The following is a 13150-nucleotide window of genomic DNA, read 5'->3' as shown; positions in this document are numbered from 1 at the left end:
CCGACGGTGTCAGCGCGATGGCGTACCTGCGCAAGGAGGGCGAGCACGAGGACGCCCCGACGCCCGACCTCATCCTCCTCGACCTCAACCTGCCGCGGATGGACGGCCGGGAGGTGCTCGCCGCGGTCAAGGCCGACGAGCGGCTGAAGCACATCCCCGTGGTCGTGCTCACGACCTCGGAGGCGGAGGAGGACGTGCTCCGCTCGTACTCGCTGCACGCGAACGCGTACGTGACCAAGCCGGTGGACTTCGACCGGTTCATCCAGGTGGTCCGCCAGATCGACGACTTCTTCGTCACCGTGGTGCGCCTGCCGCGCCGCTGACCGCGGGCCACCGCGGCACGGTGCGACGGCGGTGCCGACGGCCGGGAAGGATCCTGGCGGCGGGACGGTTGTCACTCCTGCGGGCGCGAGCCCGCCGGCGCGAGCCGGAACCCGAGGAGGACACCGTTGCTGGACCCGCAGAGCATCTACGAGGTCGACGAGGCCGCCGTCGAGCGCGTCCTGCCCCGCCGTGGGCCCGACGCCCCGTCGACCGGCGACGGACCCGTGCTGCTGCACGCCCTCGACGGGTTCGTCGACGCCGGCTCCGCGGCCGAGATCGCCGTGGACCACGTCACCGACGAGCTGACCACCACCCGCCTCGTGACGTTCGACGTCGACCGGCTGCTGGACTACCGCTCCAAGCGGGTCGGGATGACCTTCGACGCCGACCGGTGGTCGTCGTACGACGAGCCGTTCCTCGTGCTCGACCACGTGGCGGACCGGGAGGGGACGGGCTTCCTGCTGCTGCACGGCTCCGAGCCGGACCTGCAGTGGGAGCGCGTCGTCGCGGCGGTGAAGGGGCTCGTGGAGCGGTTCGACGTCTCGCTGACGGTCGGCTTCCACGGCATCCCGATGGGCGTGCCGCACACGCGGCCGCTCTCCCTGACGGCACACGGCACGCGGCCGGGCCTGGTCGAGGACTACACGTCGTTCTTCGGGACCGTGCGCGTCCCGGGCTCGCTGGCCGCGCTGCTGGAGTACCGCCTCGGCGAGGCAGGGCACGACGCGATCGGGTTCACCGTCCACGTGCCGCACTACCTGGCGCAGTCGCGCTACGCCCCGGCCGCGGTGGTGGCGCTGCGGCACGTGGAGCGCGCCACGGGTCTCGACCTGGCGACCGGCCTCCTGGCCGAGGCCGCGGCCGACGCGACGATCGAGGTGGAGAAGCAGGTCGGGGAGTCCACCGAGGTCAAGGCCGTCGTCCGGGCGCTCGAGGAGCAGTACGACGCCTTCACGCGGTCGGTGGGCCGCCCGAGCCTGCTCGCCGAGCAGGCGCCGCTGCCCACGGCCGAGGAGCTCGGCGCCGAGTTCGAGAGGTTCCTGGCCCAGCGCGACGACGACTGACGCCCGCAATGGTCGTTGCGCGGCATATCCGTGGCACGACGGTGTGGTCCGTGCCACACTGACCGCGTTGCAGAGGCGTTCCTCGCAGGAACCGCGGCGGCGGCCTGTGCAGCGACGGGTGGCCGCCCGGTGTGCCCGTGACCGTTGTGACGGAAGGTCGAAGGATCAGCATGGCGCAAGGTTCTGTGAAGTGGTTCAACTCCGAGAAGGGCTACGGCTTCATCGCCCAGGACGACGGCGGTGCCGACGTCTTCGTGCACTACTCCGCGATCCAGTCGCAGGGGTACCGCTCCCTCGACGAGGCCCAGCGGGTCGAGTTCGAGATCACCCAGGGCCCCAAGGGTCCGCAGGCGGAGCAGGTCGTCCCGCTCTGAGTCCCCGGCACGTCTGACGACGGCCGCGTCCCGGCGTGGGGGCGCGGCCGTCGTCGTGCGCGGGGGCCTTCAGGCGCCGGCGAACCGGGCCAGCTCGTCCCCGACCAGGAGCCGCGCGGGCACGGGCAGGCTGCGCAGGCGGCGCGCGAGCGCGGCATCGTCCAGGTCGGGCGCCGTCGGGGGTGCCCCGGCACCGTCGTCCTCCTCGGGCTCGGGCCGCACGGCCACGAGGACCACGTTGCCGTAGCGGCGCCCCTTGAGGATGGCGTGCTCGGCGAGCACCCCGACCCGGCCGTCCTGCACCGCGTCGGGGCCGAACGCGGCCGCCAGGTGCCCGACCTCGCGGCGCGCGAGGTGCAGCGGGGGCCGGTCCGCGCAGTTCGCCAGCAGCACGCCGCCCGGTCGCAGCACCCGGTGCGCGGCGGCGGCGAAGCCGGCGTCGGCCAGGTGGTCGGGGGTGCGGTCGCCGGCGAAGACGTCGCGCACGACGACGTCGAACGACTCCGGTGCGAGGGACGCCAGGGCGTGGCCCGCGTCGTCCGCCCGCAGCCGCAGCCGGGGCGCCCGCGGCAGCGCGAACCACCCCCGGACGAGCTCGAGCAGGCGGGCATCGACGTCGACGCCGAGCTGGCGCGAGTCGGGCCGCTCGTGCTCGACGTGCCGGGCGAGCGCGCACCCAGCCGCCCCGAGGTGCAGCACGCGGAGCGGGCCGTCGGGGAGCCCGGCCAGGACCGCGGCAATCTGCTGCATGTACTCGAAGGCGAGGAAGCCGGGGTCGGCGAGGTCGAGGGCGGAGCTCGGCACGCCGTTGACGTGCAGCGTCACGCGGTCGGGGTGGTCGGGGTCGCGCTCGACCCGGGCCGTGCCGGTGTCGATCGGCACCTCGCCGTCGGGGAGTGTCGGTACGTCGGAGGATGCTGGGTGGCGTCGGCCGGACCGGCGGTCGGGGCGGGAGCCGCCTCGGGAGGTGCGGGACATGGGTCCCAGTCTCCCCGCTCGGCGGCCGGCGCCGGGCCTCGGCCCGGCGGTTGACAGAAATCGAACAGGTGTTCGACACTTGGGTCGGACGCGGGGAAGGCCGCGGAGCACGGGAGGTGCAGGATGTCGGCTCGTACGGGATCTGCCAGGACGCCGGGCGGTCGTGGCCCGGTCGGCGTGGGGGTGCTGCCCCCGAGCCCCGAGGTGGTCAGCCTGCTGGACCGCTCGGACGCCGAGCTCGCGCAGGCGTCGACGGCGTCGGACCCGGCGGACCGCTTCGTGCACGCCCACCTCGCGGCGCTCCGCGCGGCGGCCGCGGTCGTCGCGCTGCGGGGCCGCCCCTCGGCACGCTCGCGGGCCCGCTCCGTCTGGGACATGCTCGCGCTCGTGGAGCCGGACCTCGCCGCCTGGTCCGGGTACTTCGCGTCGGGCGCCCGGGTGCGGGCCGCCGTGGAGGCGGGGCTCGAGCCCGAGGTCGACGCGCACCGCGCCGCCGAGCTGGTCGCGTGCGCGGAGGACTTCCGCGACGAGGTCGGCCTGCTGGTCGACCCGCGTGCCGGGTTCGCCCGGCCGCTCGCGGTCGCCCCGGCGGCGTCGTGAGCCGAGGCCCGCGGGCGGCCGAGGCGTTCCGCGACTGGGGTTCGGACGAGTCGGGTACGTCCGTGCTGCACGTCGACATGGACGCGTTCTTCGCGTCCTGCGAGCTCGTGCGCCGGCCGGAGCTCCGCGGGAGACCCGTGATCGTGGGGGGCCGCGAGCGGGGTGTCGTCCTCGCCGCGACCTACGAGGCGCGCGCGTTCGGGGTCCGCTCGGCGATGTCGATGCCGGCCGCCCTGCGGCTGTGCCCGCAGGCCGTCGTGGTGCCGCCGGACCACCGGCTGTACCACGACGTGTCGGAGTCGGTCATGGAGCTGCTCTCCACCATCACGCCCCTGGTGGAGCGCATCTCGGTCGACGAGGCCTTCCTCGACGTGAGCGGGGCGCGGCGTCGCCTCGGGGCTCCGACGGAGATCGGTGCCCGGCTGCGCGAGCAGGTCCGCGCGGAGCACGGGATCACGTGCTCGGTCGGCGTCGCGCAGAACAAGTTCGTCGCGAAGCTCGCCTCGACCCACGCCAAGCCCGACGGGATGCTGCTGGTGCCGGCAGGCGCCACGGTGCCCTTCCTGCGCACGCTGCCCGTCGGCGCGCTGTGGGGCGTGGGGGAGAAGACGGAGGCAGCGCTCGCCCGGTGGGGCATCACCTCGGTCGCCGAGCTCGCGGACACCGACGTGCCCACCCTCCAGGCGGCCGTCGGGTCGGTGGCCGGCGCGCACCTGCACGACCTGGCCTGGGGACGGGACCCGCGGCCCGTCGTCCCCGGGCACGAGGAGCGCAGCGTGGGGGCCGAGACCACGTTCGAGCGCGACCTGTGGGACCTGGGCGAGGTGGAGCACCGGATGCTGCTTCTCGCGGACCGAGTCGCCGCCAGGATGCGCCACCAGGGCGTCGTCGCGCGCACCGTCGCCGTCAAGGTGCGCACCAGCGACTTCCGCACGCTGACCCGGTCCCGCACCCTCGACGGGCCCACGGACGTCGCCCGGGAGATCCATCTCGTCGCGCGAGAGCTCCTGCGCGCCGCGGACCTTCGCGGGCTGCCCGTCCGGCTGGTCGGTGTCCGCGGAGAGAACCTGCAGGTCAGGTCCGGTCTGGCGGAGCAGGTGACCCTCGACGAGGCCGTAGATCCGCGGCAGGAGGCGCGGCGCGAGGCCGAGCTGGCGCTCGACGCGGTGCGGGAGCGGTTCGGGAGCTCGGCGATCACGCTCGGCGCCGGCTCGGGTCGGGGTCGGGGTTCACCCTCGCCGACTACCGCGCCGGGCAGCGCAGGCATATCCTGAGGGGGTTACCGTTCCACCGCGAGACCCGGGGGGACTCGATGCCACTGTCCGAGTACGAGCAGCGAGTGCTGGAGCAGATGGAGCGCGCGCTGAGCAGCGACGACCCCCGTCTGGCCAACACCCTGCAGCAGGCGCGCCGCCGGTCGCCCCTGCGGTATGTCCTGGCCGGCGTAGGAGTCGTCGCGGGGCTGTTGCTTCTCGTGCTCGGTGCCGCGAGCTCGGAGGCCTGGGTCGGCGTCGCCGGCTTCGTCCTCATGTTCGCCGGGGTCGCGTATGCGTTCGCCGCTCCCCGCCGGTCGAAGTCCGGCCCCACGGGCGTCGTCCGCCCCGACGGCACGATCGACCCGACGTCCAATCCTGACCGGGCCCGCACCGGTCAGCCGGCCCCTCGACCCGCGCCGGCGGCGAAGAAGGAAGGCTTCCTCTCCCGGCTCGAGGAGCGCTGGGAGCGTCGTCGCGACCAGGGGCGCTGAGGCCCGGCGCCGAGGGAGGCGCCGGGTGACCGGGGCGGACCCCCGGCGTCCGGCACCGCGGCCCACCTGAACACCGCAGGAGCCCGACCGGTCCAACGACCGGCCGGGCTCCTGCATGCCTTCGGCCCTGCTCCTGCATGTCTCCGGCCCTGGGGCTCCGGCACGGGGTGTGCCGGCTCCGTGGGCTTCAGGCCCGTGTGTGCAGGCCCGTGTGTGCGGGCGCCTGTGCTCGATCTCCGGGCCTCGTGTCCCGTGTCTCCGGTCCCCGTCAGTCCCCGGCGGTCGTCAGCGCGCGCCGAGCGTCTCGCCGAGCCCGGCGGTGACGGCGTCGGTGAGGCGCTCCAGCTCGTCCTGCGCGGGGGCGTCGGGGTCGCGCGCGTACCGGCTCTGCTCGGCCGCCCCGGCCAGCACGGTCAGGTCCGCGAGCACCTCGGGAGTCAGGGACCGGCCGGACCGGGTGGTCACCGCCGAGGAGATCACCTCGGGCGCCCGGCGGAGCGTCGTGTCCGGCGGGAGGCGGACCCCCTCGGACGCGAGGGCGCCGAGCACCTGCTGCCACGCCAGCTCCGGGTCCAGGTCCTGCGAGGCCCGTCGTCGACGCGCCAGGAGGAGCACCAGCCCGCCGGCGAGCAGGACGATGAGGGAGCCGGCCGTGATCCACACCCAGGCGGGGAGCCCGGTGTCGACGATCGGCGTCGCCGACACCGCCGTGGAGGCCGTGGGTGTGGCTTCGTCCGTCGCCGTCGAGTCGCTGGTGGGCCGGTGGTCCCGGAGGTCGCCGGACGTCGGCGCGGGCGCCGGCTGACCCTGCACGCGCGGCGTCGTGTACGCGGGCGCGCTCCCGGTCTGCTGGGCCGGCGTGGGCTCGAACCGCACCCAACCCGAACCGGGGAAGTAGATCTCCGGCCAGGCGTGCGAGTCCTGCCCGGTGATCTGCCAGGTGGTGTCGCCGGTGCGGTCGCCGGGCAGGTAACCGACGGCGATGCGCGCCGGGATCCCGAGGGACCGGGCCATGACCACCATCGTCGTGGCGAACTGGATGCAGTACCCCGTGCGGTTCTGCAGGAAGTCCCAGACGGGGTCGCCGGTGCCGCCGCGCGGGATGGTGGTCGAGTAGGTGAACCGGGTCGGGTCGCGCAGCCAGCGCTGGAGGGCCACGGCCTGGTCGTACACGGTGTCGGCGTCGTCGACGACGTCGCGGGCCGCCTCCTCGACGTCGCCCGCGTGGGCCGTGTCGGGCACCTGGGTGTAGATCGGGTCGAGGTCGGCGGCGGGGGCGTCCCGCAGCCGGTCGGGGGTCAGGTCGCGCTCGTGCACGGTGAGCGTGTACGAGTCGCCGGCACCGGTGAGCCCGCCCACGACCTCGTCGCGGATCGGGTCGTAGCCCCAGCTCCCGCCCGCGTCGCCGGCGTCCACCGCACGGGGGTCGATGGTGAGGGGGAGCTTGTCGTCCCGCAGCTCGCCGACCTCGAGGGCCACCGAGCGGACGGTGCTCTTCCCGGAGGGCGGGTCGTCGGGCCACAGGACGTCGTCGGCGCCGAAGTCGCGGCCGGCGCGCTCCTCCCCGCGCTGCCAGCGACGCCCGTCGAAGGCGGTGGCGGTGTAGCTGCGCAGCGGGCCGACGTCGGCGTCGGACCCGGTGTCGTACGTGAGCACCACGGAGCTCGACCGCTCGGTGAGGCTGCGCAGGATGTCGAGGTCCTCGGCGAGGCGGATCGTGTCGCCGGTCGTCGTGAAGGCGCGGTACCAGCCGGTGGGCCCGCCCGGGAGGGCGGCCGACGCGCTGCCGACGAGGCCCGCCACCACGGCGAGTGCCGTCGCGGCCGCCGTCGTGGCCACGGCGCGGGAGCGCTCGGCGCGGCGCACCGGGCCGGGGGTGCGTTCCTGGCGCCGGGACCGCGCCGCGAGAGGGCCGTCGATGGTCAGGAGCAGCAGGAGGGCGGTCACGGTCACCACGAACACGCCCCACGGCACCCGCCCGGTCAGGACGAGGGGAGGCGCCCAGAGGGCCAGGAGCGGCAGGCCCGCGCCGGCGGGCCGCCGCAGAGCACCGGCGATCGCGTCGGCGAGGAGGAGCACGAGGAGGGTGCCTCCCACCGCGAGCAGGCCGATCGGCACGCTGCCCGCGACGGGCGCGACCTCCGTACGGGCGATCTCGCCGGCCTCGCCGAGCCGGGCCACCACCCGCGAGACGTGCTCGGGGGTGACGAAGAACGTGGGGTCGGCGGTCGGACCGCCGAAGCGTGCGGCCAGGAACCAGGCCGCGACGACGGCCCCGAGGAGGGTGGGCCACCCGCTCCCCGTCTCGCGCGGGCGGCGTCCGCGGGCGCGTGCTCGGCGCTCGAGGACCACCCGCGTGGTGACGGTCGTCGCGCTGACGAGGAGGATGCCGACCAGCCCGGCGCGCGTCCAGCCGCCGGGGACCACGACGCTGGTGAGGGCGAGCATCGACGCCGCGACCGCGACGGCGACGAGCACCCCGGAGGCGATGGTGCGGGCGGTCGGGCCCGCGTGGGCGGGGATCATGCGATCCCCTCGGCGAGCAGCGCCCAGGCGCGGTCCGGTGGGGTGCCGGGCGGGCACGTCGCGACCCGCCAGCCCGCGGCGCGCAGGTCGCCCACGACGGCCTCGGCGCCCGTCAGCGCGGCGGCCTCGCGGGAGCGCGCCTCGGGGAGGGCGACGACGAGCGCCCAGCAGGTGCCCTCGACGCCGAGCTCGGCGATCTCCCGCAGGGCGGCCTCGGGCTGCGGGCCGAGGACCGCGACGAGGACCTCGTCCTGCGCGCGGTTGGCACGCAGGGAGCGGACGGTCTCCAGGACGGCGCGCTCGGCGTCGGCCGCGCCGCGGTGGCCGTGCAGGTCGACGGCCTGGTCGAGGATCGTCGCGCGGCCCGTGCGCGCGCCCGCGGCGAACGGCACGGGCACGGGGCCGGTGCCGGTGGGCACCAGGCGGGCGGGGTGCCCCGCCTCGAGGAAGGACACGGCGATCGACGCGGCGAGCTCCACGGCCCGCTCGCCGTCCGCGTGCGTGCGGGCGCCGCGCGACGACGGCCAGACCCCGGTGCGCGGGTCCACGGGCGGCGGCAGCAGGGACCGGTCCAGCAGCACGGTCACCGGCCGCACGCCGGCGCTCTCGTCCGCGCGGACCATGAGGCGCCCCTGCCGGGCCGACCCGGCCCAGTGCACGCGGCGGGGGTCGTCACCGGAGACGTACTCGCGCAGCACGGAGTCGTCGGTCGAGGCGAAGCGTGCCCCGGTGGCGGCGCGGTCGACCTCGCCGAGGACCCGGGTGCGGGTGGGCAGCTCGACGGTGCGCGGCCAGACGGCGACCTTCGTCGCGACGCCGAGGGGCTGCGTGGTCCGGACCAGGCCGAAGACGTCGGTGCGGGTGGTGAGCAGCGGGCCGAGCGGCCAGCGCCCGCGCCGGGAGGGGGTGAGCGCGTACGAGACCGTGATGCGGTCCGCGTGCGCCGTGACGCGGGCGCGGATGCCGTGCGGCCCGGCGAGCTCGTGCGCCGCCTGCTCCGAGAGCTTCAGCCGCGCGAGCCGCTCGTAGGCGGCGCCGGTGCGGGCCCGGGCGCCCACGACGAGGCGGACGGACGCGGTCTGGTCGCGCACCACCGGGTTCGGCGTGAGCTCGCGCGTGACGACCAGCGCGCCGCGGCCGGCGTCGAGGCGCTGCGTCCCCATGAGCGCCCAGGCGAGCAGGACGGCCAGCACGGCGGCCGCGCCGAGCCCGACGACGTCGGGCAGCTCGAGGAACGCCCCGAGCGCCGCGAGCACGAGGCCCGCGACCAGCAGCGCCGTGCCGCGGCGGGTGGGGCGGACGCGGGCGAGACGCCGCAGCGCGGGGTGCGCGTCGTCCCTTGCCGCGGCGGGCGGGGTCGGGCCGGGCGCGCCGGTCTCGGCGCGGCCCGGTGCGGGCCGGGCGGCGTCGTCGCCGGTCATGGTCGGCGCCCTACCGGCCGCGCGAGGGGCGCGCGACCGACCCGGCCGGCGGGAGCGCGGACACCGTGCGCCCGCCGGGCACGTCCGTGCGCCGGACGATCTCCTCGACGACGTGCTCGGGGGTCACGCCGCCGAGCCGCGACTCGGTGCTGAGGATGAGGCGGTGCGCGAGGACGGGGACGGCCAGGCCCTGGACGTCGTCCGGGAGCACGTGCGTGCGGCCCGCCATGGCGGCGACGGCCTTCGCCGCGCGCAGGAGCTGCAGCGAGGCGCGCGGGGACGCGCCCAGGCGGAGGCCGTCGTGGCCGCGGGTCGCGCCGACGAGATCGAGCACGTACTGCTTCACGGGCGCGGCGGCGTACACGGCCCGCACGACCTCGGCGTAGCGCACCATGTCGTCGCCCGTGGTGACGGGGGACAGGTGGGCGAGCGGGTCGGCGGACTCCTGCCGGTCGAGCATCTGCAGCTCGGCGTCCGTGTCGGGGTAGCCGACGGTGAGACGGGCCATGAAGCGGTCGCGCTGCGCCTCGGGCAGCGGGTACGTGCCCTCCATCTCCACCGGGTTCTGGGTGGCGACGACGAGGAACGGCCGCGGGAGCGTGTGGGTGGTCCCGTCGATCGTGGTCTGGCCCTCCTCCATGCACTCGAGGAGCGCCGACTGGGTCTTGGGCGAGGCGCGGTTGATCTCGTCGCCGATGACGACGTTGTTGAACACCGGGCCGGGCCGGAACTCGAAGTCGTGGGTGGACGTGCGGAAGATGTTGACGCCCGTGAGGTCGCTCGGCAGCAGGTCCGGGGTGAACTGGATGCGGCCCACGCGGCAGTCGATGCTGCGGGCCAGCGCCTTGGCGAGGGTGGTCTTGCCGACTCCCGGGACGTCCTCGATCAACAGGTGACCCTCGGCGATCAGGACGGCGACCGTGATCTCGGCGAGGCCCGGGCGACCGGAGACGACCGAGTCGACGGCCTCGCGCACCCGCGTCGTCGCGGCGACGAGCGCGTCGAGGTCGCGCGCCAGGGCGGCCGGGTCGGCGCCGTCCGCGTGGGCGCGGCCCGAGGTGTCCTCCGTCTCCGTGCGTGCGCCGGCGAGCGTGGGGGAGACGGGTTCTGGGTGCACGGGTGACCTCCGGTTCACGTGCTCGTGACGGTCCTCGCAGCCTAGTGGAATCACGGCCCCGCGTGACGTCGATCACCCGGATCACCCGCTCCACCCTCCTCCACGACCCGCCGGCCGGCCGCGGCGGCGCGGGGGCGGGCCGACCGGACCGGCCGCGGGCCCTCGTGCGGGGCCCGGTTGGGAGACCGTCCGGGGCCGGGTCGGCGCACGCCCTCCACCGCGCTCCACCGGGGCCTGCACCGGGCCCCGGCGCCCTGACCTGGGGCGATGTGTGGGGACTGTGCGCGGAGCGGGTGAGATGGGGAGAACTGCCCATCCTTTGCCGCGCCTGGTGGAGCAAAGTGGAGTAGCGTGGAGGATGCGGGAGCGCGAGGGGAGGTGCGAGCCGTGGCAGGTCTGGAGGACACGTTTCCGGGGGCCGGGCTGCTGCTGGGCACCTACACCCCCAAGCTCGACGAGAAGGGCCGGCTGATCCTCCCCGCGAAGTTCCGGGCCCGACTCGCTCCCGGCCTCGTCATGACGAGGGGGCAGGAGCGCTGCCTCTTCCTCCTCCCCATGGACGAGTTCGGCCGCATGTACGAGCAGGTGCGGCAGGCCCCCGTGACCAGCCGGCAGGCGCGCGACTACCTCCGCGTGTTCCTGTCGGGTGCGAGCGACGAGCTGCCGGACAAGCAGGGGCGGGTCGTCATCCCGGCCGCCCTGCGCACGTACGCCGGTCTCGACCGGGACGTCGCCGTGATCGGCGCCGGCACCCGCGTGGAGGTCTGGGACCGGACCACCTGGGAGACCTACCTGGCCGAGCAGGAGTCGTCGTACTCCGAGACGTCCGAGCAGATCTTCCCCGACCTGCAGTTCTGACCGACCACAACCGCACAGCAGCACCGGCGCCTCCACGGGCGTCACCCGGGCCCCGCACGACGAGGCCTCCTCCCGCGAGGGTCTGGCGCACTTCCCCGGCGCCAGAACGGCGCGGAGGGAGACCTGGCCGGGCGGGGCCCGAGCATCACAGGGCGACCGCGGACGACGCGGACGACCGACGACGAGCACTGACGAGCACCGACGAGCACCGACGAGCACCGAGAGGAGAGCCACCGATGACGACACCGGACGATGCGCGTGCGACGGGCGACCGTCACCTGCCCGTGCTTCTCCAGCGGTGCGTGGACCTCCTCGCGCCCGCGCTGGTGGAGCCGGGCAGCGTGCTGGTCGACTGCACGCTGGGCATGGGCGGGCACACCGAGGCCGTGCTGGAGCAGGTCCCGACGGCCCGGGTCGTGGGCATCGACCGGGACACGCAGGCGCTGCGCCTGGCGTCCGAGCGGCTGGCCCGCTTCGGGGAGCGCTTCACCCCGGTGCACGCGGTGTACGACGAGATCGGCGACGTCGTCGCGGAGCTCGGGCTCGACGGCGTGCAGGGCGTCCTCATGGACCTCGGGGTGTCCTCGTTGCAGCTCGACGAGGCCGACCGCGGCTTCGCCTACGCGCAGGACGCGCCCCTCGACATGCGGATGGACCAGACGCGCGGCATCACGGCCGCCGACGTCCTCAACTCCTACGACGAGCGCGCCATCGCCCGGCTGCTGCGGGAGTACGGCGAGGAGCGGTTCGCGCCGCGCGTCGCCCGGGCGATCGTGCGACGGCGCGAGGAGCGCCCGTGGGAGCGGACGGGCGAGCTCGCGGACCTCGTGCGCGCGTCCATCCCGGCCGCCGCCCGCAAGACGGGCGGCAACCCGTCGAAGCGCACGTTCCAGGCGCTGCGGATCGAGGTGAACGGCGAGCTCGAGGTGCTGGAGCGCGCCGTCCCCGCGGCGATCGAGGCGCTGGCCACGAACGGCCGGATCGTCGTCGAGTCCTACCAGTCGCTGGAGGACCGCATCGTCAAGCGGGCCCTGGCGCGCGGCACGACGTCGAGCGCACCGGCGGGCCTCCCCGTGGAGCCCGAGACCCACAAGCCGTACCTCGAGGCCCTGACGCGGGGGGCCGAGGAGGCCGACGAGGCCGAGCTCGAGCGCAACCCGCGCGCCGCCTCGGTGCGGCTGCGGGCGGCGCGCCGCGTCCGTCCCACCCCCGACCACCTGCGCACGACGCCCGCGACCACCAGGCGTCCGACCACCAAGCGCCCGACCGCGGCGCGCCCCACCAAGGAGGACCGCCGATGAGCGCCCTGCGTGCCCCCGCCACCCCCGGGACCCGTCCCGCCGCGGCACCCCGCCGCGCGCCGCTGACCTCGCTGCCGGGCGGCGCCGCCGACCGGGGGCGACGGCTCGACGCCGTCCGGGCACCGCTCCAGGCGACGTCGGGCGTGCCCTTCCTCGTGCTGTGCGCGCTCATCCTCGCCGGGGCGCTGCTTGCGGCCCTGCTCCTGAACACGTCGATGGCGCGCGGGTCCTACGAGGCGGCGCGGCTGCAGGCCCAGGTCGGCCAGGTCGCACAGGACGTGCAGGGCAAGCAGGAGGACCTGCGCGCCGCAGAGGCGTCCCTCGCGAAGCGCGCCACCGACCTCGGCATGGTCCCGGCGCAGGACCCGACGATGATCAGCATCGAGAAGCGCGCCACCGTCGGCATCGGCGAGGGCGACGCGAAGGCGGGCACCGCGGGGAACCGGTGAGCGAGCGACGCGCGCCCGGGTCGGCGCGGGGCGCCGGCAGCGGGTCCGGGAACGGGCGCGGGAACGGGCGCGGGAACGGGCGCGGCTCGGCGGCCGGGCGTGCGACACGCCCGGTCCAGGGTCGCTCGGGGCGGGCGGCTGCCCCGCAGACTCGGGGGGTGAGCTCCTCCCGCACCTCGTCCGGCTCCGCGCCGCGCACCTCGTCCGGCTCCGCGCCGCGCGCCGCGTCCGGCTCCGCGTCGGGCGCGCGCGGCGCGGCCCGGCCGGCCTCCGGGCGGGGCACGGTGCGTAACACGAACCCCGCGACGCCGCGGGGCGGCGTCGGCGGCCGGACCACGACCGCGCGGCGCACGGGCTCGGGCGCCGTCCGGCCGGCGGGCGCCCGCACCCC

The 13150-nt window shown here is 75.9% G+C and carries 13 protein-coding genes and 1 pseudogene; 10 read left to right on the top strand and 4 right to left on the bottom strand.

From position 1 onward, the window contains the following. The 3 genes from ACWF41_RS21310 to ACWF41_RS21300 form a co-directional block, all read left to right on the top strand. The coding region (locus tag ACWF41_RS21310; protein WP_452183218.1) for a response regulator at positions 1–323 on the top strand (323 nt) is incomplete at its 5' end. A 126-nt stretch (positions 324–449) separates the two neighbouring features. Next, positions 450–1388 carry a proteasome assembly chaperone family protein gene (locus tag ACWF41_RS21305; protein WP_380327147.1) on the top strand — a complete coding sequence of 313 codons (939 nt, stop codon included), beginning with the start codon at positions 450–452 and terminating at the stop codon, positions 1386–1388. 170 nt (positions 1389–1558) lie between these two features. After that, positions 1559–1762 (top strand): cold-shock protein, encoded by a 204-nt coding sequence (locus ACWF41_RS21300; protein WP_380327144.1) that lies wholly within the window; start codon positions 1559–1561, stop codon positions 1760–1762. A gap of 69 nt (positions 1763–1831) precedes the next feature. On the opposite strand, the gene ACWF41_RS21295 is transcribed toward ACWF41_RS21300, so the two are convergent. Continuing rightward, positions 1832–2644 carry a spermidine synthase gene (locus ACWF41_RS21295; RefSeq protein ID WP_380319554.1) on the bottom strand — a complete coding sequence of 271 codons (813 nt, stop codon included), beginning with the start codon at positions 2642–2644 and terminating at the stop codon, positions 1832–1834. A 219-nt stretch (positions 2645–2863) separates the two neighbouring features. Between ACWF41_RS21295 and ACWF41_RS21290 the strand changes: the two genes are divergently transcribed. The 3 genes from ACWF41_RS21290 to ACWF41_RS21280 are packed head-to-tail and all read left to right on the top strand — an operon-like array spanning position 2864 to position 5087. Continuing rightward, the gene (locus ACWF41_RS21290) at positions 2864–3340 is read left to right on the top strand and encodes an SAV_6107 family HEPN domain-containing protein (protein ID WP_380346891.1); all 477 of its coding nucleotides are present in this window, start codon (positions 2864–2866) and stop codon (positions 3338–3340) included. Further along, positions 3337–4614: a DNA polymerase IV gene (dinB, locus tag ACWF41_RS21285; protein ID WP_380319548.1), complete on the top strand. Its 1278-nt coding sequence runs from the start codon at positions 3337–3339 to the stop codon at positions 4612–4614. The genes ACWF41_RS21290 and dinB overlap by 4 nt, the downstream gene beginning before the upstream one ends. 38 nt (positions 4615–4652) lie before the next feature. Beyond that, the gene (locus ACWF41_RS21280) at positions 4653–5087 is read left to right on the top strand and encodes a DUF3040 domain-containing protein (protein WP_380319545.1); all 435 of its coding nucleotides are present in this window, start codon (positions 4653–4655) and stop codon (positions 5085–5087) included. Between the two features lie 285 nt (positions 5088–5372). On the opposite strand, the gene ACWF41_RS21275 is transcribed toward ACWF41_RS21280, so the two are convergent. The 3 genes from ACWF41_RS21275 to ACWF41_RS21265 are packed head-to-tail and all read right to left on the bottom strand — an operon-like array spanning position 5373 to position 10151. Further along, entirely contained in the window at positions 5373–7613 is a 2241-nt protein-coding gene (locus ACWF41_RS21275; RefSeq protein ID WP_380319542.1) for a transglutaminase family protein, read from the bottom strand. Next, the gene (locus tag ACWF41_RS21270) at positions 7610–9034 is read right to left on the bottom strand and encodes a DUF58 domain-containing protein (protein ID WP_380319539.1); all 1425 of its coding nucleotides are present in this window, start codon (positions 9032–9034) and stop codon (positions 7610–7612) included. Before ACWF41_RS21270 ends, ACWF41_RS21275 begins: the two co-directional genes overlap by 4 nt. Before the next feature lie 10 nt (positions 9035–9044). Next, on the bottom strand, positions 9045–10151 hold the full coding sequence (locus ACWF41_RS21265) for an AAA family ATPase (RefSeq protein ID WP_380319536.1): 1107 nt from the start codon (positions 10149–10151) through the stop codon (positions 9045–9047). Positions 10152–10574: 423 nt separating this feature from the next. Between ACWF41_RS21265 and mraZ the strand changes: the two genes are divergently transcribed. The 4 genes and pseudogenes from mraZ to ACWF41_RS21245 all read left to right on the top strand — a co-directional run. Further along, positions 10575–11009: a division/cell wall cluster transcriptional repressor MraZ gene (mraZ, locus tag ACWF41_RS21260; protein ID WP_079576362.1), complete on the top strand. Its 435-nt coding sequence runs from the start codon at positions 10575–10577 to the stop codon at positions 11007–11009. A 236-nt stretch (positions 11010–11245) separates the two neighbouring features. Continuing rightward, positions 11246–12310, top strand: a complete 1065-nt coding sequence (gene rsmH / locus ACWF41_RS21255; protein WP_380319533.1) for a 16S rRNA (cytosine(1402)-N(4))-methyltransferase RsmH — start codon at positions 11246–11248, stop codon at positions 12308–12310. Beyond that, positions 12307–12759, top strand: coding sequence for a hypothetical protein (locus ACWF41_RS21250; protein ID WP_380319530.1), 453 nt, complete (start codon positions 12307–12309; stop codon positions 12757–12759). The genes rsmH and ACWF41_RS21250 overlap by 4 nt, the downstream gene beginning before the upstream one ends. Before the next feature lie 158 nt (positions 12760–12917). Beyond that, positions 12918–13150, top strand: a pseudogene (locus tag ACWF41_RS21245) (hypothetical protein); the annotation flags it as partial.

This window comes from Isoptericola sp. NPDC055063 (genome assembly GCF_053608125.1).
The sequence above is the reverse complement of the archived record's forward strand: the minus strand, read 5'-3'. Positions and strand labels throughout refer to the sequence as shown.

Bases quoted from the DNA above. Each gene is read 5' to 3' on its own strand.
- ACWF41_RS21300 (WP_380327144.1), top strand. From the start codon at position 1,559: ATGGCGCAAGGTTCTGTGAAGTGGTTCAACTCCGAGAAGGGCTACGGC.
- ACWF41_RS21290 (WP_380346891.1), top strand. From the start codon at position 2,864: ATGTCGGCTCGTACGGGATCTGCCAGGACGCCGGGCGGTCGTGGCCCG.
- ACWF41_RS21280 (WP_380319545.1), top strand. From the start codon at position 4,653: ATGCCACTGTCCGAGTACGAGCAGCGAGTGCTGGAGCAGATGGAGCGC.
- ACWF41_RS21275 (WP_380319542.1), bottom strand. From the start codon at position 7,613: ATGATCCCCGCCCACGCGGGCCCGACCGCCCGCACCATCGCCTCCGGG.
- ACWF41_RS21270 (WP_380319539.1), bottom strand. From the start codon at position 9,034: ATGACCGGCGACGACGCCGCCCGGCCCGCACCGGGCCGCGCCGAGACC.
- rsmH (WP_380319533.1), top strand. From the start codon at position 11,246: ATGACGACACCGGACGATGCGCGTGCGACGGGCGACCGTCACCTGCCC.
- ACWF41_RS21250 (WP_380319530.1), top strand. From the start codon at position 12,307: ATGAGCGCCCTGCGTGCCCCCGCCACCCCCGGGACCCGTCCCGCCGCG.